This window comes from Allobosea sp. 01N443, assembly GCF_056399325.1.
Genome location: NZ_JBFTRC010000021.1, coordinates 1 through 24,744, shown reverse-complemented (window position 1 = coordinate 24,744; position 24,744 = coordinate 1). Strand labels below are relative to the sequence as shown.

19 protein-coding genes are annotated in these 24,744 nt (G+C 66.4%); 8 read left to right on the top strand and 11 right to left on the bottom strand.

Features of this window, described 5'->3' with window-relative positions:
• The first annotated feature begins 26 nt into the window (after positions 1 to 26).
• Positions 27 to 596 (top strand): phosphoribosylanthranilate isomerase, encoded by a 570-nt coding sequence (locus tag AC1DRP_RS08430; protein ID WP_476768286.1) that lies wholly within the window; start codon positions 27 to 29, stop codon positions 594 to 596.
• A 126-nt stretch (positions 597 to 722) separates the two neighbouring features.
• Here the strand turns inward: AC1DRP_RS08430 and AC1DRP_RS08425 are convergent, their stop codons facing one another.
• Complete coding sequence (locus AC1DRP_RS08425; protein ID WP_476768285.1) at positions 723 to 5,207, bottom strand: autotransporter domain-containing protein; 4,485 nt, start codon at positions 5,205 to 5,207, stop codon at positions 723 to 725.
• 189 nt (positions 5,208 to 5,396) lie between these two features.
• Here AC1DRP_RS08425 and AC1DRP_RS08420 point away from each other — a divergent pair, with 189 nt between their 5' ends.
• Complete coding sequence (locus AC1DRP_RS08420; protein WP_476768284.1) at positions 5,397 to 9,413, top strand: AAA family ATPase; 4,017 nt, start codon at positions 5,397 to 5,399, stop codon at positions 9,411 to 9,413.
• 97 nt (positions 9,414 to 9,510) lie between these two features.
• Here AC1DRP_RS08420 and AC1DRP_RS08415 read toward each other — a convergent pair whose 3' ends face one another.
• The 4 genes from AC1DRP_RS08415 to AC1DRP_RS08400 form a co-directional block, all read right to left on the bottom strand.
• On the bottom strand, positions 9,511 to 10,794 hold the full coding sequence (locus AC1DRP_RS08415) for an NAD(P)/FAD-dependent oxidoreductase (protein WP_441504536.1): 1,284 nt from the start codon (positions 10,792 to 10,794) through the stop codon (positions 9,511 to 9,513).
• An 82-nt stretch (positions 10,795 to 10,876) separates the two neighbouring features.
• Complete coding sequence (locus AC1DRP_RS08410) at positions 10,877 to 11,692, bottom strand: NAD-dependent epimerase/dehydratase family protein (protein ID WP_476768283.1); 816 nt, start codon at positions 11,690 to 11,692, stop codon at positions 10,877 to 10,879.
• 91 nt (positions 11,693 to 11,783) lie between these two features.
• Positions 11,784 to 13,505: a hydantoinase B/oxoprolinase family protein gene (locus tag AC1DRP_RS08405; RefSeq protein ID WP_441504848.1), complete on the bottom strand. Its 1,722-nt coding sequence runs from the start codon at positions 13,503 to 13,505 to the stop codon at positions 11,784 to 11,786.
• A complete protein-coding gene (locus tag AC1DRP_RS08400) occupies positions 13,502 to 15,622 on the bottom strand; it encodes a hydantoinase/oxoprolinase family protein (protein WP_476768282.1) in 2,121 nt (706 codons plus the stop codon). Before AC1DRP_RS08400 ends, AC1DRP_RS08405 begins: the two co-directional genes overlap by 4 nt.
• Before the next feature lie 165 nt (positions 15,623 to 15,787).
• Between AC1DRP_RS08400 and AC1DRP_RS08395 the strand changes: the two genes are divergently transcribed.
• Complete coding sequence (locus AC1DRP_RS08395) at positions 15,788 to 16,687, top strand: LysR family transcriptional regulator (protein WP_441488433.1); 900 nt, start codon at positions 15,788 to 15,790, stop codon at positions 16,685 to 16,687.
• Between the two features lie 101 nt (positions 16,688 to 16,788).
• Entirely contained in the window at positions 16,789 to 17,112 is a 324-nt protein-coding gene (locus tag AC1DRP_RS08390; protein WP_441488432.1) for a hypothetical protein, read from the top strand.
• Positions 17,113 to 17,552: 440 nt separating this feature from the next.
• Here the strand turns inward: AC1DRP_RS08390 and AC1DRP_RS08385 are convergent, their stop codons facing one another.
• On the bottom strand, positions 17,553 to 17,735 hold the full coding sequence (locus AC1DRP_RS08385) for a DUF3606 domain-containing protein (protein WP_441504532.1): 183 nt from the start codon (positions 17,733 to 17,735) through the stop codon (positions 17,553 to 17,555).
• A 399-nt stretch (positions 17,736 to 18,134) separates the two neighbouring features.
• On the opposite strand from AC1DRP_RS08385, the gene AC1DRP_RS08380 reads away from it, so the two are divergent.
• Positions 18,135 to 18,473, top strand: a complete 339-nt coding sequence (locus AC1DRP_RS08380; protein WP_441504531.1) for a hypothetical protein — start codon at positions 18,135 to 18,137, stop codon at positions 18,471 to 18,473.
• 52 nt (positions 18,474 to 18,525) lie between these two features.
• Complete coding sequence (locus AC1DRP_RS08375; RefSeq protein WP_441504530.1) at positions 18,526 to 19,182, top strand: hypothetical protein; 657 nt, start codon at positions 18,526 to 18,528, stop codon at positions 19,180 to 19,182.
• A gap of 47 nt (positions 19,183 to 19,229) precedes the next feature.
• Here AC1DRP_RS08375 and AC1DRP_RS08370 read toward each other — a convergent pair whose 3' ends face one another.
• Positions 19,230 to 19,502 (bottom strand): hypothetical protein, encoded by a 273-nt coding sequence (locus tag AC1DRP_RS08370; protein WP_476768306.1) that lies wholly within the window; start codon positions 19,500 to 19,502, stop codon positions 19,230 to 19,232.
• Here AC1DRP_RS08370 and AC1DRP_RS08365 point away from each other — a divergent pair.
• On the top strand, positions 19,396 to 20,421 hold the full coding sequence (locus AC1DRP_RS08365) for an extracellular catalytic domain type 1 short-chain-length polyhydroxyalkanoate depolymerase (protein WP_476768304.1): 1,026 nt from the start codon (positions 19,396 to 19,398) through the stop codon (positions 20,419 to 20,421). The genes AC1DRP_RS08370 and AC1DRP_RS08365 overlap by 107 nt on opposite strands.
• Before the next feature lie 144 nt (positions 20,422 to 20,565).
• Here AC1DRP_RS08365 and AC1DRP_RS08360 read toward each other — a convergent pair whose 3' ends face one another.
• Both AC1DRP_RS08360 and AC1DRP_RS08355 read right to left on the bottom strand, forming a co-directional pair.
• Positions 20,566 to 21,027: a DUF6894 family protein gene (locus tag AC1DRP_RS08360; protein WP_441504529.1), complete on the bottom strand. Its 462-nt coding sequence runs from the start codon at positions 21,025 to 21,027 to the stop codon at positions 20,566 to 20,568.
• A 151-nt stretch (positions 21,028 to 21,178) separates the two neighbouring features.
• Entirely contained in the window at positions 21,179 to 21,817 is a 639-nt protein-coding gene (locus tag AC1DRP_RS08355) for a LysE/ArgO family amino acid transporter (protein WP_441504528.1), read from the bottom strand.
• A 69-nt stretch (positions 21,818 to 21,886) separates the two neighbouring features.
• Between AC1DRP_RS08355 and AC1DRP_RS08350 the strand changes: the two genes are divergently transcribed.
• Entirely contained in the window at positions 21,887 to 22,828 is a 942-nt protein-coding gene (locus AC1DRP_RS08350; protein ID WP_476768281.1) for a LysR family transcriptional regulator ArgP, read from the top strand.
• Positions 22,829 to 22,916: 88 nt separating this feature from the next.
• Here AC1DRP_RS08350 and AC1DRP_RS08345 read toward each other — a convergent pair whose 3' ends face one another.
• Together AC1DRP_RS08345 and AC1DRP_RS08340 are read right to left on the bottom strand one after the other, a co-directional pair.
• Complete coding sequence (locus tag AC1DRP_RS08345; RefSeq protein WP_476768280.1) at positions 22,917 to 23,555, bottom strand: TetR/AcrR family transcriptional regulator; 639 nt, start codon at positions 23,553 to 23,555, stop codon at positions 22,917 to 22,919.
• 55 nt (positions 23,556 to 23,610) lie between these two features.
• On the bottom strand, positions 23,611 to 24,744 hold a 1,134-nt coding region (locus tag AC1DRP_RS08340), incomplete at its 5' end, for an AMP-binding protein (RefSeq protein ID WP_476768279.1).

Below are 24,744 nucleotides of genomic sequence, written 5' to 3'. Positions count from 1 at the left end.
GGCAGGGCGGAAATCGGCTCCTGCCCATGCGCCAATGTCTGCTGTCCACGAGCACGAAGGCTATCCGCGGGGCGAAGAGCCCTCCCGTCGCGACATTCCTGCTGACCGTCGAGCGGACAGCCGAGGCGATCGCGGCCCATGTGCGCCGGACGCGTCCGAGTACGGTCCAGATTCTCTGGAACATCGATCCGGCGGAGTCCGCCCGCCTGGCCGAGATCGAGCCTGATCTGCGCCGCGTTCAGGTCGTCCATGTCGAGAGCCGCGCAGCGCTGGAGATGATCCAGGCCTACAGCCCGTATGTTCACGCCTTCCTGCTCGATTCAGGGAGTCCGAACGCAGCGACGCCGGAACTGGGCGGCACCGGGCGCCCGCATGACTGGGCGATCAGCGCCGAATTCGTCGATGCCAGCCCTCTGCCGGTGTTCCTCGCGGGCGGGCTTACCCCGGCAAATGTCGGCGCTGCCATCCGACAGGTCAGGCCGTTCGGCGTGGATCTGTCTTCGGGCGTCCGGACAGCAGGCCAGCTCGACCCGGTCAAGTTGGCGGATTTTGCCTTGGCCGTGCGGAAGGCGGATGACGCTCTGAACCCGGCCTAGAGGCGGGCGCGCGGGGCGCGCTTGGCCAACCCGGGCATCCTGCCCCCGCGCAAAAGGCCCATCTCGTTTCCCGGCGCCTGGCACGGCCGCGCGACCCACGGCGCCGGAACCGGCCTGCGCTCGCCTTCAGAACCTGATGTCGATGCGTCCCTTGAGGGCGTGATCGCGGGTTCGCTCGCCGATGGCAGCGGAGTAGGTGATCCCGACCGTGGTCGAGGCGGTGGCGCGCCAGTCGAGCCCGGCTTCGGCGACCAGCGCATTGCGATCGATGGCCGTCGCGTAGACCGAGGCCGGGGTCGTGCCGGCAAGGAAGGCCGTGGCTGCTCGCGGCGTCAGCTCGCCAAAGCCATGGCGCCAGCCGAGCAGGCCGCGGGCGAAGAGCGGCATCGTGCCGATCTGCGCCTCGGCGCGCAGGCCCAAGGTCGTGAAGCCGAGATTCTGGTCGCCGGAGAAGACGCGCAGTGCGGCCGCGCCGCCCTGCTCGAGGCCGGAGCCGGATGAGACCCGGAGCAGGACGAGCTGGGCGAAGGGCTCGAGGGCAAACTGCTCGAAACGGAAGGCATAGCCCAGCTCAGCGAAGGCCTGGGCCACCTGGCTGTCGCGATCCGAGCGCAGCCTGTCACCAAAGCCGCGGAGCTGCACCTGGCGGGTCAGGCTGGTTTCGCCGAACGAATATCCCAGGCCGCCATCGAGCCGCCATGCGCCGAGGCGGGCGCCGGCATAGAGTGCGGCATGGCCGCTCTCCAACCGGCCGGAGGACAGCCTGGCGTCGACATCGAAATTCGAGCGGGTGTAGCCGCCGGCAACGCCGACCCGAAGCGAGCCCGCCGCCGTCTCGTAGAGCTTGAGGTCGGCGCCGAGGATGGCGCCGCCGGTGCGCTGGGAGAGGCTCGCCGCATTGCCGTCGCCATTGGTGTTCGCTTGTGCTCCGACCGCTTCGCCCCAGATGGTGAAGCGCTCCTCGAAGCGCGGCGCTGGCAGCATGATTGCGCCCTTCGCGTTCGGCAGATCGGCCGTGAACTCCGCCGCGACGCTCTGGCCTGGCGCCACCAGCAGCGGCCCGCGCAGGCGCCCGAGGATCGCCTCGCGGAGCAGCCGGCTTTCGGCGATCGCGACCGCGACGCCCTGGGCATGGGCCTCGCCCGAGAGCTGGTCGAAACCGGCGCGCGCCTCATCGGCTGTCGCCGAGATCAAGCTGTCATAGATCCGATTGCCGGCACCCAGCCGTTCCGCCGCGACCGCGATCCCGCTCTGGTTGCGCGTCAAGGCGATGAAGGCTCCGCCGCCGCCCGGCCCGAACGACGTGCCGTTGCGGCTCATCGTCAGCGTGACGTTCTGCGCGTCATAAGCCAGCGAGGGCGTCAGGAAGGCGAGGTTCGAGCTGACGCCGGTGAACCGCCCGCTGACGCCGCCGCCCGCCGTCAGGATGGTATAGTTCGTCGAGGCCGCGTAATTGCCGTTCTCTGCCAGGACCTGGACGGCGCCGCCCGACAGTGTCGCAATGCCCGACGCATTGATCCGGTCGCTCTGTCCGGCCGCATTGATTTCGACCTGATAGGTCGAGCCGACGGCGAAGGCGACATTGCCGGCAATGGTCAGCGTGCCGATCGAGTTGCCGGGCGCGACCGTGCCGCCGCTCATCACGGCAAGGCCGCCGATCGTGCCCGAGCCGCCGAGCGTGCCACCGCCATTCACGGTCGTCGCACTCGCGGTCGAGCCGTTGACGACGAGCGTGCCGGCATTGACCGTGGTTGCGCCGGTAAAGGTGTTGGCGCCCGTGAGCACGAGCGTGCCGGCGCCCGCCTTGGTCAGGGATCTGCCGTCCCAGCCGGTTGCGGCATTGGGCGCCCGGTCGCTCAGCGCTGCGCCCATATCGAACCTGTCGGCAGCATTGGTCAGCGTGAACGTGCCATGCGCGCGAGAATTGCCCGCAGTCCAGCTCAAGCCATAGCTGGCGAGATAGTGCTTGCTGTCGTCCGACTTCCGGGTCGCCAGCGTCAGATAGTCCACCGTCCCATGGAAGCCGCCGACCGTGACCGTGCCGAAGTCGCCGCTGAGGCCCGAGCGCGTATCGATCAGGAGCTTGTCCAGGCCGTTCGCGTCGCTGATGCCGCTGAGGTTGAAGGCGACATTGCTGCCGAGCGTGACGCGTTCGGCCTGCAGCAAGGGACCGCCGGTGGAAGCGATGATCGACAATGCCGTGTCATTGGCAAAGCGGACATCCTGCGCGACCTTCACCGCCGCCAGGTTTTGGATCGCCAGGCTGCCACCGGTCACGTCGATCGTGCCGGCGAGAGTGTAGGTTCCAGCCGCTGCGCCGTCACCGAATTGCAGCCTGCCGCCCGATATCGTCGCGTTGCCGCCGAAGCCGAGGCCTGACGTATTGGCGACCACCAGCGTCCCGGCCTTGACCTGGGTCATGCCGCTGCGCGTCAGGGCCTTGTCCAGTGTCCAGGTGCCGCTGCCCTGCTTGACGAGTGCGCCGGTGCTGAGGCTGGTCGTGCCGCCGACGGCCGCCGAGTAAAGGTGAGTGCCCGCGCCATCCAGCGTCAGCGTGGAGGCTGCGTTGGTGCCGATACCCAGGTTGCCCGTGATGCTGGATCCGGTGAACAGCGTGACCGTGTTGGTGCCCGCGGCGCGCAGCGCCACATTGCCTTTCAGTGCGCCGGAATTGCTGAGCGCGGTGTTGCCGCCGATAGCCTGCACCGATGCCGTGCCCTCGATGGTGGCGCCAGCGCCGTTGGTCACCGTGCCTCCATTGATCAGACGGACCCCCGCCGAGGGGCCCTTGATGAGGCTGCCCGACCCGGTATTGGTGACCGTGCCCGCCCCGCCGCTGATGCCCACGCCCGCGGCAAGGGCATCTGTCCCGTCGGCGATGATCGAGCTTGCCGTGTTGGTCACCGTCCCGCCATCGGCAAAGCTCACCCCGTAGAGCTTGCCCGTGATCCTGCCGCCGCCCTCGTTGGTGACGGTGCCCTGGCCGACGACGATCTCCACGCCGTGACCCTGGTTGTCCGCGGTCACGCTGATGGTGCCGCCGGTGTTGGTCACCGTGCCGGCACCCCAGATGCGGACGCCGCCCAACCCGCCGGCAATGCTCGCGCCGGTCCCGTTGGTCACAGTGCCGTCTGTATTGATGAACACGCCGAGGCCATCAGTGCCGCTGGCGCGGATAACACTCGTGGCGCCGAGATTGCTCACGTCGCCACCTTTGTCGAGCAGCACGCCGTGGCTCACGGCTGTGATGGTGCCGCCTTGGTTGGTCACCGTGCCGCCATCACCGAGCTGCACGCCGACATAATCCCCCTCGATCCGCCCGGTGGCTGCGTTGACCACCGTGGCGACGCCCGCGGTGGACAGCACGCCGACCTGCCCTGCAGCCGTTCGCGAAATGGTGCCAGCGTTGTTCAGGGTGCCACCGTTGTTGACGATGACTTCGTTGCCGATGCTGATGCCCGCATTGATCTYCAGCGTGGCGCCGAGAGCGCCGCTGTTGTCCACCGTGACGGAGCCGCTGCCCAGGCCCGCATTATTGGCGACCGCCAGGGTTCCGGCTTTGACCTGCGTGGCGCCGCTGCGCGTCATCGCCTTGTCCAGCGTCCAGGTGCCGCTGCCCTGCTTGATAAGCGTGCCGGCGCTGAAGCTGGTCGTGCCGCCGACGGCCGCCGAATAGAGCTGCGTGCCGGTGCCATCCAGCGTCAGCGTGGAGGCGGCATTGGCGCCGAAGCTCAGATTGCCCGTGATGCTGGAGCCTGTGAACAGCGTGACATCGTGGATTTCATCGCCATTGGCGTTGGAGCGCAGGGCCACGTGCCCGATCAGCTTGCCCGCATTGCTGAGCGAGACGTTTCCGATGACCGAGCTCACCGCCAGGGCCCCCAGCGCGGCCTCGATCGTCGAGCCGGCACCATTGATGATCGTGCCGCCGGCAGTCACCGTCACGCCGCTGTCCCGGCCCGTGATGGTTCCGCCCAGCGTATTCGAGATCGTTCCTGTGTCGATTTGCACGCCGGAAACGTCGGTGCCAATGATCGTGCCTCCGGTGTTGGTCACTGTTCCGTTTCCGAAAACAAGCACGCCGGCTCGCTTGCCCCTGATCGTTCCGCCCTGCGTGTTCGTGACCGTCGCGTCTCCGCCGAACGACGCCCCATCGAGCGTCGCACCGGTGATCGTGCCGCCGGTATTGGTCAGCGTGCCGCCTCCGTGCACCAACACGCCTTGCGTTTGCCCGGATATCGTTGCGCCTTGCAGGTTATGCACCGTGGCGCCCCCTGCCATGGACAGCACGCCAACCTGCCCCGCAGCCAGGCGCGAAAGGGTGCCCGCATTGCTCAGCGTGCCACCGTTGTTGACGGTGATCTCGTTGCCGATGCTGACGCCGGCATTGATCTGCAGCGTGGCATTCTTGTTGGTCGAATTGTCGACGGTGACGGTATCGGCGCCGAGCTGAGCGTCGGAGCTCACGACCAAAATGCCATCCGTCACGAGGGTCTGGGCGTAGCTGCCCGCGCCCGGAAACATCAGGACCAATCCAGCCAACGCGGTGGTGGACAAGAGCCGCCCGCGGCGCAAACCGCGCGATGCGTTGGTCAACAAGGTCGATGTCATCAGTCCGTCTCATGCATGCAAAACATCGCTGTCCGGCGCAGCAATCTCTGGCTATTGTTTAAGTTCGTGCGCCGTCGTCAGGCCGTTATTGCACCGTGACACGAGCGTTAATTCTGCCTGCCTCTGCGTTCGCGCCGGGCAGAATCTGTGCTTTTCGAGAAGGATCGACCTGTTCGTGTTGCCGGCAGAATGAAGGACGGTGTCGCTCTTCCCCATTTTCGTCTCTCGCTGCTCGGACGATTCGAGCTGGCAACGCGCGATGGCATCGTCCGGCTGCCGAGCCGGAAACTGTCGGGTTTGTTGGCCTATCTGGCCTGCACGGCGCCTCAACCCCAGCCGCGTGAAAGGCTGGCCCACCTGCTGTGGGGCTCGCATTTCGAGACACAGGCCCGACAGAACCTGCGGCAGGCGATTTTTCGGCTGCGTCGGATTTTAGGCCAGGAAACGCTCGTCAGTACCGACGACGAGGTCTGGCTCGCGCCCGGCGCGATCGATTGCGATGCTGTTCGCTTCGAGGCGTTGATCACCGAGGGAGGGGCTGCGTCGCTCGCCGCGGCCGCCGATCTCCACCGGGGTTCGTTTCTGGCCGACCTGAATATCGAAGAAGACGCGTGGCTGAGTTGGCGCGCCTCGCTGCGAGGACGCCTCGAAGGCCTGGCGCTCGACGCCATGGTCAGCGAGAGCCAGGACGCGATGCGGGCGGGGAACGAGGAGGCTGCGCTCAAGGCGGCTCATCGGGCCATCCAGGTGAATGCCCTGCGTGAGGATGCGCATCGGGTCGCCCTCCAGGCGCTCGTCGCGATGGGACGCAAGGCCGAGGCGCTCAGGCATTATCAGGATCTCACAGCGCTGCTGAGGCGCGAGCTCGGCGCGGCGCCCGATGCGGTCACGCAGGCGCTGGCAGCTGAGCTTCGCAGCGCAGCGCCGCCAAGTGTGCCAAGTGTTGCAAGCGCGCCGCGCGCGAGCGGCGAACGGCATCCCACAGCTTCCGGGACAGTAGAACCGCCTGTCGCAGCAGGGATCGTGGCGGCGCGAGACGGCGAGGCCCCGACGAAGGGGCTTCGCCCGGATGCTCTGGAGCAGCGCCAACTGACGATCCTGGTTTGCGATCTGGTCGGCGCGATCAGCCCCTCAGCGAGCCCCGATCCCGAAGATATCCACGATCTGATCGCCGCCTTCCACGCGACCGTCGCCGATGTCGCGGCGCGATTTGGCGGCTTCGTCGCCCATTACCAGGGCCATGGCGTTGTCGTGTATTTCGGCTATCCGGCCGCCCATGAGCATGATGCCGAATGCGCCGTGCGCGCCGGCCTTGCTCTCCTTGCCGCCATCGGCAGCCTGGCCGCGCCGTTGGCCGGGGCGCTGCAGGCGAGCGTCGGCATCGCCACCGGGCTCGTCGTCGTCGGGGAGAAATCGACAGCGGACAAGAATCGGCAGCATGTCGCGACGGGCGAGGCCCCGGCCCTGGCGGCGCGTCTGCAGGGCAGTGCGGCAGGGGGCGAAGTCGTCATTGCCGCGAGCACGCAGCAGCTTGTGGGTCGGCAGTTCGCCTGCCGGGCGCCCGCGGTCCGCAGCGACGCGCAACAGCCGGAAGCATGGCAGGTCCTTGAAGCATGGCAGGTTCTTGAAGCGTGGCAGGTCCTTGGCGAGATCGCCGGGGTGAGCCGCTTCGATGCACGGCGCGGCGCCGTTCTCAGCCCGCTCATCGGCCGCGAGGAAGAGATCGCGCTGCTGCTTCGCCGGTGGGATCAGGCCGGTGCGGGGGAAGGGCGTGTCGTTCTGATCTCGGGCGAGCCTGGCATCGGCAAGTCGCGCCTGGCCGAGAGCGTGCCGGCCCGGACCGGCTCCGGGCCCGATTCCCTCCTGCGCTATTCCTGTGCTCCGCATCTTGCACAGAGCCCGCTGCATCCGTTCATTGCCCGTGTCCAGCAGGATGCCGGCTTCAGCCCCGACGACAGCGCCGGCGCGAGGCTCGACAGGCTGGAGGCGTTGCTCGCGCCGACATCGCTCGATATGCCGCGCGACGTGGCGCTCCTTGCCGAGCTGACCGGAGTGCCGCTGGAGGACCGCTACCCCCCGCTGGCGGCCAGTCCGCAGCAGAAGCGCGAGATGACGCTCGGTCTGCTCCTCGACCGGATCGAGCGCGCCGCAGCCGGGAAGCCGGTCCTGATCCTGTTCGAGGATGCGCACTGGCTCGATCCGTCGTCGCTCGATCTGCTCGAGCGCCTGGTGAGCCGCGCCGCCCGGCTGCCTCTGCTGCTGCTGGTCACCTGCCGGCCCCAATTCCAGCCCGGCTGGCTCGACCAGCCACATGTCACTGCGCTGTCGCTCAGCCGCCTTGGCCCGGGCGACAGCACCGGCATCATGCGCGGCGTCGCCGGGGACAGGGCGCTCCCCAATGCTGTCATCGGCCAGATTCTGTCGCGGGCGGATGGCGTGCMGCTGTTCATCGAGGAACTGACACGCTCGCTCCTTGAAAGCGGGCTGTTGCGTCAGACCGGGGACGGCTGGGTCCTCGACGGGCCCCTGCCGTCAGTGGCGATCCCGACGACGCTGCAGGCCGCGCTGGTGGCCCGGCTCGACCTGCTCGGCCCGGCAAGGGACGCAGCCATGATCGGCGCCGCGATCGGACGGGAGTTCTCGCACGAGCTGATCGCTGCGGTGTCGGGTCTTGCCTCCGCGGAGCTCGAGACAGCGCTCGCGCGGCTGCTGGAATCCGGCCTCGTCTCGCGCCGCAGTGCATCGTCAGGGCAAGGCTACGTCTTCAAGCACGCGCTCGTGCAGGATGCTGCCTATGCCACGATGCTCAGGAGCCGGCGACGCGACCTGCATGCGACGATCGCCCGGACGCTGATCGATCAGTTCCAGGCCTGGGTCGAAGACCAGCCCGAGCTCGTCRCTCACCATTTCACGGAAGCCGGGCTCGGGGGCGAGGCGGTCGGCTACTGGGTCAAGGCAGCCCGGCTGGCGCAGGCGCRCTGGGCCAACCGCGAGGCCGCCGGGTTCTTCGAGCAGGCCTTGCGTGTTCTGGCCACACTCCCCGAGACCCGGGAGACGCACGAGCAGGCCATCGATCTCCGGTTCGAATCGAAGGCATCGCTTCTTCCGCTCGGACAGTTCGAGCGCATCATCGGCCATCTTCGCGAGGCCGAAAGCCTGGCCAGACGCCTGGACGATCAACACCGCCTGGCGCGGTTCGCCTTCCATATGTGCCAGACCCTGGCGCTGGGCGGCGATTCCGCGGAAGCCGCGGGTTTTGGCCAGCAGGCGCTGGCGCTGGCGGATTCGCTTGGCGACGTCCCACTCCAGATGGCGGCGACCCTGTTTCTCGGGACGGCCTGCTTCTCGACGCTTGAGTTCCCCCAGGTCGAGCCGCTCTTCGTGCGAGCGCTGGAGTTGCTCGATCGTCAGCCCCGCTTCGAGCGATTTGGTCTCGCTGGATATCCAGCCGTGACGGTCCGTGCTTTCCTGGCGCGGATCCATGCCGAGCAAGGCAGGTTCGAGCAGGGCATCCTGCATGGCGAGGAGGGCATTCGCATCGCGCTGGCGGTCGATGATCCGCTCGGCCTGACGATCGCCTATTGGTGTCTCGCCGACCTCCTGGTCATTCGCGGCGAGTTCGCCGAAGCCATAACGCGGTTGGAGCGCGCTTGCGTCGTGGCCCGCGAGTTCGACCTGCCCTTCATGGCCGCGGGCAGTACGGGCACGCTCGGCTATGCCTATGCCCTGCTGGGGCAGACCGAGCGAGGCCTGCCTCTGCTGGAGCAGGCGCTGAGCGCTCTGGAAGCCATGGGGCATCGCTTTGGCCAGGCCCTGTTCCTGGTGCCCCTCGGGGATGCGCATTTGCTCGCCGGCCAGCATGCGGACGCTCTCAGATATGCTGGACGGGCTCTGGCCACGGCGCGGGAGAATGGTCAACGTCGTGGCGAGGCAGGGGCCCTCCATCTGCTTGGCGACGTTCTGGTCCGCACCGAATCCATAGGACAGGCCGAAATTCACTACCGCGAGGCGCTCGCGCTCGCGACGGAACTTGGACTGGGCTCGCTTGTGGCGCGCTGCCATCATGGCCTCGGACATCTGCACCTGCGCGCAGGCCGGCCGGCCGAGGCTCGCAACCAGCTCGAGATCGCCACGACGATGTACCGCGAGATGGGCATGCGCTTCTGGCTGGATCAGGCCAATGAGGCGGCGGATCAGTTGCCATAGCGGGCGGCCTCGGGGCCGGCTCACGGCATGAAGGCCTGGCAGCGTGGAGGCACTGCATCGCGACCGCGCGATCTCGCCGATGGCGCGACTGCGTGGTTCAGGCCGGTGCGATCGGGAGATGCGCCACTTGCGCGCCGACCCCGTAATAGGCCTCCCTGACGCCCCGGAAGGCCGGGATGGCGAGTTCGGATACCGGCAAGGGCATGCCGGCGAGATCGATCTCGCCAAGGATGAGCCGGGCAAGTTCGCGCCCGAAGACGGTGCCCGGCGCGATGCCGCGGCCGTTGTAGCCGCTGAACCCGATCGCGTTCGGTCCGTAGCTGTGCAGCCGCGGCAGGTGATCCGGCGTCATGCCGATCTTGCCGTACCATTCCGTTTCGAGCTCGAATTCGCCAAGTTGCGGAAACAGCTTCCGGATATGCCGCTTCACCCAGGCGCGATGAACGCTCAAGCCCGTCCCGCGCAATGCGCCGACGCTGCCGACGATCAGGCGCCCCTCCGCATCGAGCCGGAACCCGCTCAAGATGGTCTTGGTGTCCCAGCCCGCGCCGCCCTGCGGCAGGATGGTCTTGCGGATATTGTGGCCGAGCGGAGCCGTCGAGACGTGGAAATAGGGCAGATGCACCTGCTCCTCGCGGATGTTGGCGGTCGCGCCGGTCGAATAGGCGTCGGTCGCCAGGATGAGCCAGTCGGCGCTGACGCTGCCGCCGGCGGTCTTGACCAGCCAGGCGTTGCCGCTGCGCTCGAAGCCGGTCACCGCGCTGCCGGTGTGGATGATCGCGCCTTCGGTCATCGCGGCGCCCGCCAGGCCGCGCGCATAGGCGAGCGGCTGGATCGTGCCGGCGCGCGGGTCGAACAGCGAGCCGGTATAGCCCGCAGCCCCGGTCCTCGCCTGCGTATCGTCGGCACTCAACAGCTCGACCTTGGCGCCGAGCTTGCTCCACTGCGCCTGGCGGGCCTGAAGCTGCTTCAGGCCGCTTGCGCCGACGGCGCAATGATAGGTTCCGCGATGGTCGGTCTGGCATTCCATGCCATAGCGTTCCGTGAGCGCGAAGACCTCGCGCGGCGCTTCGCCGAGCAGTGCGATCAGGCGGTTGCCATGAACCGGGCCGAGCGTGGCGATCAGGTCGTCGGGCATCACCCAGAGACCGGCATTGACGAAGCCCGAGTTGCGGCCGGATGCGCCGAAGCCGATCTCGACCGCCTCCAGAACCATGACCTTCTTGCCGCCCCTGGCGAGATGGAGCGCCGCCGAGAGCCCGGTATAGCCGGCGCCGACGATGGCGACGTCGGCGGATGCGGCTTCGCCCAGGACCGTGGTCGGCGGGGCAGGAGGGGCTGAGAGTTCCCAGAGCCCGTGCGAACGCTTGTCCCCCAGCATTGAATCGGCTCCGCTCTGTCAGGTCCGTGAATGGCTTGGTGCAGGCGCAACATTGTGCAGGCGCGGAGGGCGCCCGCAGATGTCAGGCCTTCGCTTCGTCGTCGGGGTGGCCCATCTCGCAGAACTTGCCGCCGAGATAGCGGCCCGTCGGAGACTTGGGGTCGAGAGCCGGCGCATTCGCCTCGACCTTGCCGCGAAACGGCTCCGAGCTGTCCTGCGGGTGATAGCCGAGATGGTTGGCGCCGCTATTGTCGACCGCCTTCACCGTGTTGTCCGAGGTGCCGAAGGAGATGGTGTGGCCGACGAAAGGCGCCGTCAGCGAGGCTTCGACGAGGCGCACGCAGTCGGCGAAGGAGAGATAGGACCACAGCATCCGCCGGTCGACGGGCTCGGGGAAGGACGAGAAGATGCGCAGGCACGCCGTCTCGATGCCGAACTTGTCCCAATAGAGCCGGCTCAGGCTTTCCACGAAGGTCTTGCCGACGCCGTAGAGGCAGTCAGGCCGAACCGGCGCATCGACCGATATCTGCGCGCCGATCTCATGGAAGCCGATCGCATGGACGGATGAGGCATAGACGACGCGTTTGATCCCGTGTTTCCGGGCGCCCTCATAGATGTGGTAGGAGGCGCGAATGCTGGAATCGAGGATGGTCTGCCAGTCCCGCTCGGTCGGCGCGCCGCCGAAATGGACGATGGCATCGCAACCCTCGGTCGCCGCGATCGTCGCCTCCATATCCGCAAGATCGAAGATCGCCTGTTCCTCATGGGAGGCAAGCGGGCCGAGCGGCTCGCGATCGGCGACACGGATCGTCCCGGCGAGATGCGCAAGCCYGGTGCGAAGATGAGAGCCGAGGCGGCCGGCCGCGCCGGTGATCAGGATGCGGTCATAATGGGGCATGYGGTCCTCGCGTCGTCACAGGCTGACCGCCGCACCAGGCCAGCGCGGCGGCGATGGGGAGAATCGGCGTTCCGGATCTCGTGGCACGGCGTCATCCGGGGGAGGGCAGTTCGCCGCGCTTCAGTCCGGCTTCGACCGCCGCGATCTCGGCGTCGCTGACGTCATATGCGGCCTTGGCCATCTCGGCCGAGACATAGCCGAGCGCAAGGTCGCGCAACACCGCGGCGCGGCTGCGCTCGGCGGCCGGGCCGTAACCGGCGCCACCGGGAAGCGACAGCATGACCTTGCGGCCCTCGGGAACGGCCTGACGCCCCTTGCCGGCCATGGCCCTGCCGTCGTCGAGGCGGATTTCGGTCGCGCCGCCATCGGCTCCGCCAAGGCGCCCRCGCGGCGGATGCTTCACGCGGTCGAACATCGCGGACATGTCGAAGACATGGCCCTCGACCGCGCCGACCTCCATGAACTGGCCGAGCCCGCCGCGAAAGCGGCCGGCGCCGCCGGAATCGGGCCGCAATTCCTTGCGCCAGATGATGATCGGGCCGGCATGCTCGGTTGCCTCGATCGGCATGGTCATGACGCCTGAGGGGAAGGCGGTGGTGTTCATGCCGTCGAGCGTCGGGCGTGCGCCCGATCCGCCGCAATTGAACATCAAGACCTCGGCGCGCCTCGCCCCGGAAAGACGCGCCGCCTCCGAGGCCGGACGCAGCGAGACCTGGAAATTGCAGAGCGGTCCTGCGCCTTCGGCTGGAACGGTCCTGGGCAGGAGCTTGTCGAGCGCATCATAGACCGTGTCGGGGATGAGATGGCCGATGACATGGCGCAGCGCGACGGGCGCCGGATGCAGCGCGTTGACGATGGTGTTCTCCGGAGCCGTGATGCGGAAGGGCTCGAGGGAGGCCGCATTATTGGGGATCTCGGGCGCAATCGCGCATTTCAAGGCATAGCAGGCATAGGCCTTGGAATAGACCATCGGGCAGTTGATGCCCTTGGGGTCGACGCCCGACGAGCCCGCGAAATCGACGCAAACCTCGTCGGCGCCGATCGTGACCTTGACCTTGAGCAGGATCGGCGTAGCGAAGCCGTCGCTGAGCATGGCGCCCTCGGCTGCGCCGGGCTTGAGCGCCGCGATCTTCTCCAGTGTCGCCCGTCGCGAGTTCTCGAGGATGAAATCGCCGACCTGCTCCAGTCCGTCGAGGGCGAATTCGTCGAGCATGCCGGTCAGCCGGCGATGGCCGACATCGTTGCAGGTCGCCAGCGCGAAGATGTCGCCGACGACCTGGTCGGGTTCGCGGATATTGCCGCGCACCAGCCTGACGAAGGGCTGGTCGACCTTGCCCTGGTCGGCGAATTTCATGATCGGGATATAGAGGCCTTCCTCATAGACCGAATTGGCGTCCGCCCCGAAGCCGCGGCCGCCGATATCGACGACATGGGCCGTGCAGGCGAAGAAGCCGACATGCCTCCCCCGGTAGAAGGAGGGCGTCACCACGGTGATGTCGTGCAGGTGCCCGGTCCCCATCCAGGGGTCGTTGGTGATGTAGATATCGCCTTCGAGGATGTTGCCGGGGCCGATCTCACGGATGAAATGCGCGACCGCGTCGGCCATGGCGTTGACATGGCCCGGCGTGCCGGTCACGGCCTGGGCCAGCATCAGCCCGGCCCGGTTGTAGACGCCGGCCGAGAGGTCGCCTGCCTCGCGCACCGAGGTCGAGAAGGCCGTGCGGATCAGGGCCTGGGCCTGCTCCTCGACGATCGAGATCAGGCGGTTCCACATCACCTGCAGCGAGACGGTGGAGAGCGTCATCATGGTCAGGCCTCGATCATGTCGGCGAGACGGGCTTCCACCGCGTCGGTGCTCTGCTTGAAGACTTCGATGCAACCATCCGAGCGGCAGGTCGCCGCGCAGCCGGCCGGCACGATGATCGTGGTTTCATCCTCGACGATGACGCAGGGGCCGGCCACGAGCCGGCCGATTGCGACCTCCGAGCGCGCGAACACGCCGGCCGTCACCCGAACGCCGAGCGCAGGGTCGAAGACCTCGCGCTGTGCGGTCGCCGTCAGCGGCGCCAGGGCGCCCAGCCCCTCGGCCCGCACCGGCACCGTCTTCGCCGTGCTCGCATTCACCGCCCAGACGGTGATCTCTATGTCCAGACCTTGGACGGTCCTTGAGAACAGCTTGGYGTATTCGGCCTCGAACAGGTCGCGATAGGCATCGATCGTCGGTGCGGCCCGGCTGACATCGATCGGGATTTCCCAGCCTTGGCCGACATAGCGCATATAGACCTTGGTCTCGACGCTGAGCGGCGCCTGCGCGTCGCAGGAGCGGACGAAGCTCGTAGCCTCGCTTTCGAGTTCTGCGAGCAGGCCGCGCACCAGCGAGGCGTCGAAATCCGCCAGGCGCATATAGACGCTGCGCGTCGCCTCGAAGCTGAACGGCGCCCGCAGGAAGCCGATGGCCGAGCCGACACCGGCCCCGGGCGGCACCAGCAGGCGCGCAATGCCGAGCTTCTCGCAGAGCCGTCCGGCATGGAGCGGCGCCGCGCCGCCGAAGGCGATCATTGTATAGCCGGAGAGATCATCGCCATTCTCGACGGCGTGGACGCGGGCGGCATTCGCCATGTTCTCGTCGACGACCTCGACGATGCCGAAGGCGGCGGTTTCGCCGCTCATCCCGAGCCGTTCGCCGATCGCAGCCGTCACGGCTGTGCGCGAGGCGGCTGTGTCCAGCTCCATGCTGCCGCCGGCGAAATTGGCAGGGTCGATCTTGCCGAGCAGGAGGTCGGCATCGGTCACGGCGGGCCGTGTGCCGCCGCGGCCATAGCAGGCGGGGCCGGGCTCCGAGCCGGCGCTCTCCGGCCCGACGCGGATCTGGCGCATCGAATCGACCTGGGCGAGCGAGCCGCCGCCAGCGCCGATCTCGACCATGTCGATCACCGGGATCGAGATCGGCATGCCCGAGCCCTTCTTGAAGCGGTAGCTCCGTGCCACCTCGAAGACCCGGCTCGTMTTCGGTGTCTGGTTCTTGATCAGGCAGATCTTGGCCGTCGTCCCACCCATGTCGAAGGAGAGCACCCGGTCGAGGCCGAAGCGCGCGGCGACATCGGCGGCATAGATCGCGCCGCCGGCCGGGCCGGATTCGACGAGGCGAACCGGGAACTCCGCCGCCCCTTCGAGCGACATGATGCCGCCGCCGGAATGCATCAGGAATATCGGGCAGTCCGCACCTTCGCCAGCCAGTCTTGCGGCCAGGCTGGCGAGATAGCGCTTCATCATCGGCTTGACATAGGCATTGGCCACCACCGTGTTGAAGCGCTCGTATTCGCGCATCTGCGGCGACACCTCCGACGAGATCGAGACCGCAAGACCCGGCATCCGCTCCAGCAGCACCTCGCGGACCAGCCGCTCATGGCTGGGGTCGAGATAGGAATGGATCAGCCCGACCGCGACGCTCTCATAGCCCGCTTCTGCGATCTGCTCGGCCAGCGCGACGATATCCGTGCGCCGGAGCGGGATCAGCGTCTTGCCGCTGGCCGCGACGCGCTCGCGCAGCGTGTAGCGCCGGTTGCGCGGCAGCAGGGGCTGGGGCAGCGTCAGGTTGAGGTCGTATTGCTCGAACCGGCTTTCGGTCCGCATCTCGATCACGTCGCGAAAACCTTCGGTCGTGATCAGCGCCGTCTTCGCGCCGCGGCGTTCGATCAGAGCGTTGGTCGCAAGCGTCGTGCCGTGGATGATCCGGCCGATGGCGGCGGGCGTCACGCCCGCCTTGGCGCAGACGCGGTGCATGCCCTCGATGATGGCGCGCTCGGGTGCGTCATAGGTGGTCAGCACCTTGGCGGAGTAACTTTCGCCCCCGATTTCCAGCACGACATCCGTGAAAGTGCCGCCAATATCGGCGCCCAGATTGCCTTGGGAGGATGCAGCGCCCCTCATCGAAACCACCTTTCAGTGCAAGGAGATGCCCGGCGCTGCGGGAGAGCCGAACCTCCAAAAAGATGGCCGCGATCGATGATCACGTCTAATTATTTGATTGTCTCGTGATGATAGAAAATATTGATCCTGTGGCGCGGTCCCAGGCGGCGCAGACCGGGGTTCTCGATGCAGATCACGCTCAAGCAGATCGAAACCTTCGTCCGGCTGGCCTCGCTCAGGAATTTCCGCCGCGTCGCCGAACAGATGAACACGACGCAGCCGAATATTTCGGCGCGGATATCGGCGCTCGAGACGGTCCTGAACCTGCGCCTGTTCGAACGCGATGCCGGATCGGTCGTGCTGACGGATCAAGGCAAGAGCGTGCTTCCGCTCGCGGCGCGGGCGCTCGAGGCGACCGAGGCGCTGCTCCAGGCGGGCGATGCGGCGAGCCGGCAATCCATCCTGAAGCTCGGCGTCGCGGAAACCGTGGCCCAGACCTGGCTGCATCGCTTCCTGCGCGAGATGGCCGTGCGCTTTCCCGAGGTCGTGGTCGAGCTGAGTGTCGACCTGACCTTCAATCTCCAGCGCAACCTCATGGACGGCTCACTCGACATTGCCTTCCTCAACGGGCCGATCTCCGACCTTTCTGTCACCAATCTGCCGCTGGGGACGGTGGCGCTGCCCTGGGTCGCTGCCCCCCGGTTTGCCGCAGCCTTGCCCGACCCCGTCGGGGCCGATGACCTCGCCCGGTTTCCGATCCTGACCCATGCCAAGAACACGCGGCCCTATGCGGAGGTCGTCGACTACTTCAAGCGCAACAGCAGCCGGCTCAGCCGCCCGGTCTCGTCGAGTAATCTGGCGGCCTGCCTGAACATGACGCTGGATGGCCTCGGCATCGCGACCTTGCCGTCGCCGCTGGTCGAGCGCTTCGTCGAATCCGGCGAACTCGTCGCCCTCAACTGCGATTGGGTGCCGACCCCGATGAGTTTCACCGCATCCTATGTGACGATGCCGGCGCGGCCGATCGTCGAGGCCGCGGCGGAACTCGCCGTCGCGGTCGCCGACTGGAAGCCGAACGCGGCCTGACCGGTTGATCGTCAATGCTGAGACCAGGTCGGCTGCGCCCGTGCGATGAACGAACTCCGGCGTCGCGCGTTGTCCACCGGCGCGAGCGTTCGGGAGGCATGATGGACGAGGGGAAGCAGGAACTCCGGCGGGCATTCAAGCACATCGAGCGGGAGGTTCCAGAGCGGTTCTCAGCAACATTGCGTTGGCTGCGGCACCCGGCCTCGCGTTGGGTTCGACTGCCCGTGGGGCTTCTCCTGATCGTCGGCGGCATCTTTTCGATCTTACCCGCGCTCGGGCTTTGGATGCTGCCTCTTGGCCTGTTGCTGATCGCCGCAGACTTCCCGCCATTGAGAAAGCCGATGGCGCGCTTTGCTCTTGCCACCGTGAATCTATGGATCAGGCTGCGGGCGTGGTGGCAACGACGACGCAATCACGCTCCCTGATGCGGGCCGGGACGTTGCGCCCCGATTTCGGCAGGCGGTCGAGGCTGACTTCACACGGTCGTTGCTGGGGCGACGCGCCGCGAGTCTGCACTGGCGTCTCGGACGCGAGCCAGGAACCAGCCGACATCCATAATGGTCCCCGTGACGTTTCCGCAGTCAGCGGAAACGTCGAGTGATCGCACAAATCCAGCGATGCGCGGCCAGCGTCCGAACGTCATGTGGCGATCGAACGACGCTTCAGGTCGCTACCGAAAGAACGCGAGGAGGATGATGAGCGGAAGAGGAATGCCGAGCATCCAAAGCAAAATACCGCGACCCATGATGATCTCTCCCGGTGGAGGCCTTTGAACCCGCACCCACAGAGAGTGTTCCGGAAGGGTCGCTGACCGGCGGACGTTTGGCGACTGCCGACGCGGAAAAGGCCTACTCCCTGCGATGCGCTAGAGGGGTCGGCCCAATAGCTTCGCGACCGCGGCCGAGCGTGAGCCCGCCTTTGCAACGGCCATCTTCAATTGCTCAAGGCTCACGCCCCATTTTTGGGTCCAGTATTTGACGTCGTGAGGTTCATTCAGATTGATGCGGGCGCGGTCTTGCGCGTCGCGGTTGGTAAGATCGTCCGGCATGGTAACCTCCTTGGAGCCCCATGGAACCGCAATGTCGCAACGATGTTCCTCAGCGACGAACGCTTCCTGTGGCGTTCTGGCTCGGCCTTGCGGCTGAAGCGCACTCGTACGCAAGGGCGCCTCGCTCTGGTGCGGTAACGAGCGACTGGGCGTGATTCTGCGCGGGCTGTAATGGACTCGCGGATTCTTGATGGATCAGCCGGTGGGAACAAAGGACTTGAACAGCGGTTCCCCTTTCGTGGAGACGACTGCGCCGGCCATCGGATCGTCGATCGAATTGTTGGCCAGACAATCCGAAGAAGGGAGGGACTCTCTTCTGACACATCTTTCGAGTATCGAATGAAAGCTCGATCAAGCGTTCACTATTAGGATATGCGCACGAGGTAGGTAGACGTTTTCATGGATACACCGTCTGAAACCTATCGGCTTGCGCTTCCCTGGTACAAGCAGTCGGATTTCGATGAACTCTGGGCGCTTGCGGAAGACCGAGCAGTTTTGCCGCGGTCCTACTCCGAGTGGCACCAGCGTGCTTCGGGCGTCTATTCCCGGTTCTTGAACGCGGGAATGGCAATCCAGATCGTGACGGTTCGGCGCACCCCGCTCCTGAAATGGCTCTCGGATCATGGGCTGCGCAACACGTCGGCAGCGCGACGGCTCTATGTCGAGGATTGCGCCGTCGCACGGGCGAGACTGGTCCAGGGATCAGCCATGGCGTGGGTTACGCTCTCGGACCAGTGACCGTCTCGAGATCGACTGAGACCGCGTTCCGACCGGCCCTTTGGTGTGCTAGATGGAGGACGACGTCATGGTGAAAGACGGACACGGAAACCCTCTTCCCCCCGAGCAGGATTTTACATCCCGAACCGATGCCCGCCCGTCCGAGGAGGGACTGGCGGACGGGACATCTGACCTGATCACACGGACGGCGCAGAATCATGGGGTCGCCGTCGACGCTGTGGAGGCGGCGTTGGCAGCGCTTCGTCGAGGTCGGGGGACGATGGCCCAGTTTTCTCACCCTGCCTTCGGCGGCATGGCCCAATGGTCGACCGGCGGAATGAGCATGATCGGTGACATGTTCAATACTGCGACCAAGGCGAAATTCGACGGTGTTCTTGGGGATCTGGCGGACGCGCTTCGGCGCGGCGAAGGCGCGATGGAAGCGCCACATGCCGCAAACGAAGCCGAGGCGCGGAAAGACCGGGAATCCAGGAGCTGGCCAGCAGAATTTGGGGACGCGGCAACGGCTGGTAGCCAAAACGACATGCGGTATGCGTTCTTCCCGACAGCGCGGCGCCTGGTCATCGATGATGGAACTAGGCGAACGGTCTACGACACCGGCGAACACGTCATTTCCGGGGTTTCGCAACAACAGAGTTTCGACCGGACGCTGACCTTTCACAGCCAGCTCGGGGCGGTGAATCCAGGGGATCTCCCGGTCGTTCCTTAGCGCGGCAGCGACCGATCGCTGACGAGGGGACGGGAGTGGTGCGCCGTTCAAAAACAATGCTGCAGTGCGGGATCATTTCGAGCCGTGAACGGTTGGGCTCTCATGCGCAGTTGAAAGCGCCCGGCAGGGGATCTGCGCGTGAGAAATCCTTTTCGATCGCTGTTGAGAGCAACGCGCGCCGCAAACAGGAGCGCGGCCCGCTCAACTGCCCTCATCCGAAAGCTGACAAAGCTGCCGAAGCCGGCACGCGCCAAGAAGACCACCAAAACGGCCAAACGGAGCGCGGTTCCGCCGCGCAGACCCGCGGCGGGCAGTTTCATCAGCGATCGATTCAGTGGAGCCAAGGGCACACTGCGCTACAAGCTCTACACGCCCATTGGCTCAACCCGCAGGCGCTTGCCCCTGTTGGTCATGCTCCATGGTTGCACTCAATCGGCTTCGGACTTCGCGTCCGGAACAGGCATGAACGATGTCGCGGACGAACTCGGCTTCCTCGTGCTGTATCCCGAGCAGGCGGCGTCGGCCAATATGGCACGCTGCTGGAACTGGCATCGGCCTGCCAATCAAAAGCGGGGCTCCGGCGAACCCGCGATGATCGCGGCGCTGACGCGAAACGTGCTCACCCTCTGCAAGGGTAACCCCACGCGCGTGTATATTGCGGGCATCTCCGCGGGAGGCGCGGCAGCGGCGATCGCTGGCGCGGCGTATCCCGATCTCTATGCCGCGGTAGGCGTCCATTCCGGCCTCTCGGGCGAGGCCGTCAGCGGCCTGACGCAAGCCCGCCTGGCCATGCGGCAGGGGCCAGGATCAAATCCTCCGGCTCCGACCGGACAGATCGCCCAGCCGCCTCCGACGATCCTCTTTCACGGCGATCGCGACACGACGGTACATCCGGCGAATGCGGACGGCTTTGTCCATCGATTGCGACAGTCCTGCGGATCGACGCTTGCGGTCGAGACCCGCACCGGACGATCTGATCGAGGGCGTGATTTCACCCGAACAAGCTACCGTCCCCTTGGCGGCGATGTCCTGCTGGAGACATGGCTTGTCCATGGTACTGGACACGCCTGGTCCGGCGGCAAAGTCTTTGGGGCGCTTACGGACAGTGYCGGACCCGACGCCTCCAAGGAGATGGCGCGCTTCTTCCTCGTTCGAAGGCTAAAGATCAAGACGGCGCTACGTGCACCCGAGGCCCGACGACCAACCGCTTCCAAAGGGAAGAGCTTCAGTCCGGCTTGAGGCCTGATACGCGTCCTGACGCAGGTCCGTCGGCGCAGCCGGGAAGCGGACCTCTGTCATGGTCGGGCTGGCATGCCACCAAACCCGTCCACTCGCAGAATCCCGAGTGTTCCACCGCCATCGCAAGGTCCATCGCCACCGCAATCAGTTCTTCTTCACGGGACGCCCAGGGTCGAGGGCGCTCGGTGAACTGGAGGGCTTTGGATCGCCCTTTGCTGGCGCAACGACATTCGCGTCCGCCGCCGGCTTCGCCCGATCGTCCGTGGGTATGCCTGTCCCCGGCCGTGGGCGGCTATCGCTTGTCCTGCCGGGCTGTCCGGTCGGCTTGTCTTGATCTGCCTTCGCCATGTCGACCTCCGTTGCGGTCCAGCGTTCGGTCCGCTCACCCAAGAGTTCCATGCTCGCCCGATATATGACGCCGCCATCGTCCCGGCGGACGCTGACCACGAACAACCGACAGTCGCCGTTTGGCATCACCGCGCGGGCCATGTCGGGCAAGGCGTCCAAAGCCGACAGCCGCGCTTCTCCGTCGCTGGCAAGTTCGATTCCGTCCTCGTCGATATCGACGAAGTCGCCATCCGTGCTGTCGAAGAAATAACGGCTCATGCTCCGCTCCTGGCGAAGGAGAGATGGGCGGGCTCCTGCTTGAGAACGTGCCAGAACACTGCCCGTTCCCGGTCGGGGGGAAGGGAATGCGAATTTTGTTAGGGCGCTCCCGCCTTTTCCGCGGAGTGGGCCGCTCGGCGAGGGCGTTGGGTCAGGGGATCAGCGCGTCGCGGAGCAGGCTTGCCGCGAGCGCCAGCATCATCGCGCCGATGCCGAGGTCGAGAACGCGCCAGGAGGCGGGCCGGGACAGGAGCGGGGCGAGGAAGCGCGCGCCGAAGCCAAGCGAAGCGAACCAGGCAAAGCTGGCAATCGCCGCGCCGGCCATGAACGGAGGCCGCTCGATCGGCGGAAGGCTCGTCCCGACGGCCCCCATGAGCATGACCGTGTCGATATAGACGTGAGGGTTGAGGAAGGTGAAGGCGGCGGTGCCGGCCAGCGCTGCGCCGAGCGTCATGCCGCCTTGTTGCTCGACAAGGAGGACGGAAGGGTTGGCGGCCCGCCTGAGCGCCGAAACGCCGTACCAGCTGAGAAAGGCCGCGCCACCCAGGCTGAGGCCGAGCGACAGGCCGGGAATGAGGGCGAGTGCGCTGCCGAGGCCGCTGACGCCTGCCACGATCAGCGCAGCGTCGGCCGCCGCGCAGAACAGGACGATAGGCCAGACATGCTCCCGTTTGAGCCCCTGGCGCAGCACGAACATGTTCTGGGCGCCGATGGCCATGATCAGGCCGGCGGAAAGGGCAAAACCCTTGGCGAAGGCGGGCAAAAGAGAGGGCATGAGAGAGCTGGTCATGCCGGCCTTGATGCGCGCGACTGCCGATGTAGTCTAGCTAAAGAAGCTAATCATGAATTAGGCAAGTTAATGCTGGACTATGCGTCCCTGGCGGCCGTCGCTGCCGTCGCCCGCGAGGGCAGTTTCGAGAAGGCCGCAGTGGCGCTCGGCGTCACGCCATCGGCTGTGTCTCAGCGTGTGAAGGGGTTGGAGGAACGGCTCGGCGCGATCCTGCTGACAAGGGGCGTTCCCTGTCGCCCGACCGAGATCGGCGCCAAGCTCTGCGCCCATGTCGAGCAGGTTCGGCTGCTCGAAGGCGAAGTCGTCCATGATCTGCCGGGACTGGCGGTTCAGGAGCCCGGCGCGACCACGGTCAGGGTCGCCGTCAATACCGACAGCGTCAGCACCTGGTTTCCCCGGGCGGCGGCACAGTTCGCGGCGCAGACCGGTGCGATGCTCGACCTCGTCATGGATGATGAGGCCCATACGGCCGAGCGGCTACGCACGGGAGAGGTTCTGGCGGCTGTGACGGCCGATCCCGCCCCCGTTCCCGGTTGCAAGATCTATCCGCTCGGCGCCATCGACTATGTGGCGACGGCCAGCCCCGGCTTCATCAGCCGGTTCTTTCCCGACGGCGTCGATGCCGCGAGCCTTCAGGAAGCGCCGATGCTGCGCTTCGACCGTCGCGACGAGTTGCAGGCGCGCTGGGTGCGGCAGTCCTGGGGGACGCCGGTTTCGCCCCCCGTCCATTGGATACCCTCGACCCAGGGCATGCTGGACATGACGCTGGCCGGGTTGGGCTGGTCGATGACGCCGCTGCCGCTGGCAACGCCGCATCTCGATGCCGGTCGCCTGGTGGAGCTGCCGCCGCATCGGCCTATCTCCGTCACGCTGTACTGGCAGCGCACGCGCCTGGCCGCGCGACTGCTCGACCGGCTGACGCATTGCGTCCGGTCGATCAGCGCGCTCGAACTGGCCAGGGCCGGAAACGAAGGACGCGGGCCGGGCAGCTGCCCCGCCGAACGGCCCTAAAGCATCGGCCCGAAAAGTGGATCGCGGTTTTCGGTAAAGCCGATGCAAACACGGCATGATGATCCGACCGGCCGGCGGCGTTCGCGGCCTATCCCTCGATCAGGCCTGAGCGCATCAGCTTCTCATAGGCGGTGATGACATGCTCGGGGACGGGGTTCACGCCGTCCTCGCCATAGGCATAGCGCCGGCTGAGATAGCCGCGTGCACCCATCAGGATATGGACGATGACCTCCAGCTCTTCGTCGCTGTAGTCGCCGATCTTGCCGGGGCCGCGTGCGCGCTTGAGCAGCCGCACATAGGCCGCGGAGATATTGTCGAGATGCTGCTGGTAGCCGAGCGGCGCGAAAACCTCGGCCTCGTTCAGGATGCGCAGGAATTGAGGTGTATCCTGCAGGAATTCGAAGAAGGCGCGAAAGCGGGCGACCTCCTTCTCGAGCTCGGAGGCTGACGCCTCGATCTTCTCGCGGATGAAGTCGACCATGTGCTGGCCGATGACCGGCAGCAATTGCTCGAGCAGTTCCTGCCGGTTCTCGAAATGATTGTAGAAGGTTCCCTGCGCCACGCCCGCCAGGTCCGTGATGCGGGCCACCGAGGCCTCGGCATAGCCGTATTTGCCGACGACCTTCGCCGCGGCGCCGAACAGGCGGCGTTTGACGTCGTCATTCTTCTCGCTGCGGGTCAGCTTCGGGCGTTTTGCGCTGCTGCTCGCACGGGCTTGTGTCGTCATGCGGTCTCGTATCCGGGGCTCTTGGGCTGACGTGTGATCAAACTCGCAGATCGGGCTAGGATCGCAACTCGTCGCGGAGGACCCGCTTCAGGATCTTGCCCGATGGATTGCGCGGCAGGCTTTCCCGCAGGATCAGCTGGCGCGGGGCCTTGAAGGCGGCGAGCCGGCTGCGGCAATGGGCGGCGAGCGCATCGAGGGTGAGGGCGCTGCCGGGCTCGAGAACGACGAAGGCAACCGGCCTTTCGCCCCAGCGTTCGTCGGGCGCGCCGATCACCGCGACCTCGCGCACCTGCGGCAGCTCGAAGATGGCGCGCTCGACCTCCGAGGAGGCGATATTCTCGCCGCCGGAGATGATCATGTCCTTCATGCGGTCGGTCAGATAGAGGAAGCCGTCCGGGTCGAGATAGCCCATGTCGCCGCTGCGGAACCAGTCGCCGTAGAACGCGGCTTCGGTCTTGGCCGCATCGTTCCAGTAGCCGCTGGTGATCTTGGCGCCGCGCAGGCAGATCTCTCCGGTCGCGCCCGGCGGCAGGACCCTGCCGGCCTCGTCCCTGATCTGGATTTCGACATGGGCAAGCGCCCGGCCGACAGAGCCGATCTTCTCGATCTCGCGACCTGCCTCCATCAGCGTATCGCCGCTGCAGGTCTCCGTCAGGCCGTAGGCGTCGATATAGCGGGCATTGGGGAAGGCGGCGCTGAAGCTGCGGATGCGCGCCTCGGGCGTGCGCTCGCCACCGCCGATGACCCAGCGCAGGCTGGACAGATCCTGGCCTACCTCTTCCGTGGCTGCGAGCATCGCGCTCATCATCACGGGGGCGAGCCAGGCGCAGTTCAACCGTTCCCTGCCAATCGCCTGGAGCGCGGCAACCGGCGAGAACTCGCGCTGGATGCACAGGATGCCGCCGACCCAGAGCACGGCCAGGCCGGGCAGGTCGAAGGCTCCGACATGGTAGAGCGGCCCGACGACGAGAAGCCGGTCCTCCCGGGTGAGGCCAAGCGCCACGATATGGTCGCTGCATTTCCAGTAGAAATTCTCGTAGCTGTGCATCACGCCCTTGGGGCGGTCGGTGGTCCCCGACGTGTACATCAGCCGAAACAGGTCGGACGGCTTGCGCGGCACCGGATCGGCAGGCGCAGCCCCGGAGCCGAGCCGCGTGCTGTCGGCGCGCGCTGCCGCATCGACCAGGAC

Excerpts from the sequence above, each read along its gene's own strand:
- AC1DRP_RS08360 (WP_441504529.1), bottom strand. The coding sequence starts at position 21,027 with ATGAGCCGTTATTTCTTCGACAGCACGGATGGCGACTTCGTCGATATC.
- AC1DRP_RS08415 (WP_441504536.1), bottom strand. The coding sequence starts at position 10,794 with ATGCTGGGGGACAAGCGTTCGCACGGGCTCTGGGAACTCTCAGCCCCT.
- AC1DRP_RS08430 (WP_476768286.1), top strand. The coding sequence starts at position 27 with ATGCGCCAATGTCTGCTGTCCACGAGCACGAAGGCTATCCGCGGGGCG.
- AC1DRP_RS08385 (WP_441504532.1), bottom strand. The coding sequence starts at position 17,735 with ATGCCGGACGATCTTACCAACCGCGACGCGCAAGACCGCGCCCGCATC.
- AC1DRP_RS08345 (WP_476768280.1), bottom strand. The coding sequence starts at position 23,555 with ATGACGACACAAGCCCGTGCGAGCAGCAGCGCAAAACGCCCGAAGCTG.
- AC1DRP_RS08390 (WP_441488432.1), top strand. The coding sequence starts at position 16,789 with ATGGACGAGGGGAAGCAGGAACTCCGGCGGGCATTCAAGCACATCGAG.
- AC1DRP_RS08350 (WP_476768281.1), top strand. The coding sequence starts at position 21,887 with ATGCTGGACTATGCGTCCCTGGCGGCCGTCGCTGCCGTCGCCCGCGAG.
- AC1DRP_RS08375 (WP_441504530.1), top strand. The coding sequence starts at position 18,526 with ATGGAGGACGACGTCATGGTGAAAGACGGACACGGAAACCCTCTTCCC.
- AC1DRP_RS08395 (WP_441488433.1), top strand. The coding sequence starts at position 15,788 with ATGCAGATCACGCTCAAGCAGATCGAAACCTTCGTCCGGCTGGCCTCG.
- AC1DRP_RS08355 (WP_441504528.1), bottom strand. The coding sequence starts at position 21,817 with ATGACCAGCTCTCTCATGCCCTCTCTTTTGCCCGCCTTCGCCAAGGGT.
- AC1DRP_RS08370 (WP_476768306.1), bottom strand. The coding sequence starts at position 19,502 with ATGAAACTGCCCGCCGCGGGTCTGCGCGGCGGAACCGCGCTCCGTTTG.
- AC1DRP_RS08380 (WP_441504531.1), top strand. The coding sequence starts at position 18,135 with ATGGATACACCGTCTGAAACCTATCGGCTTGCGCTTCCCTGGTACAAG.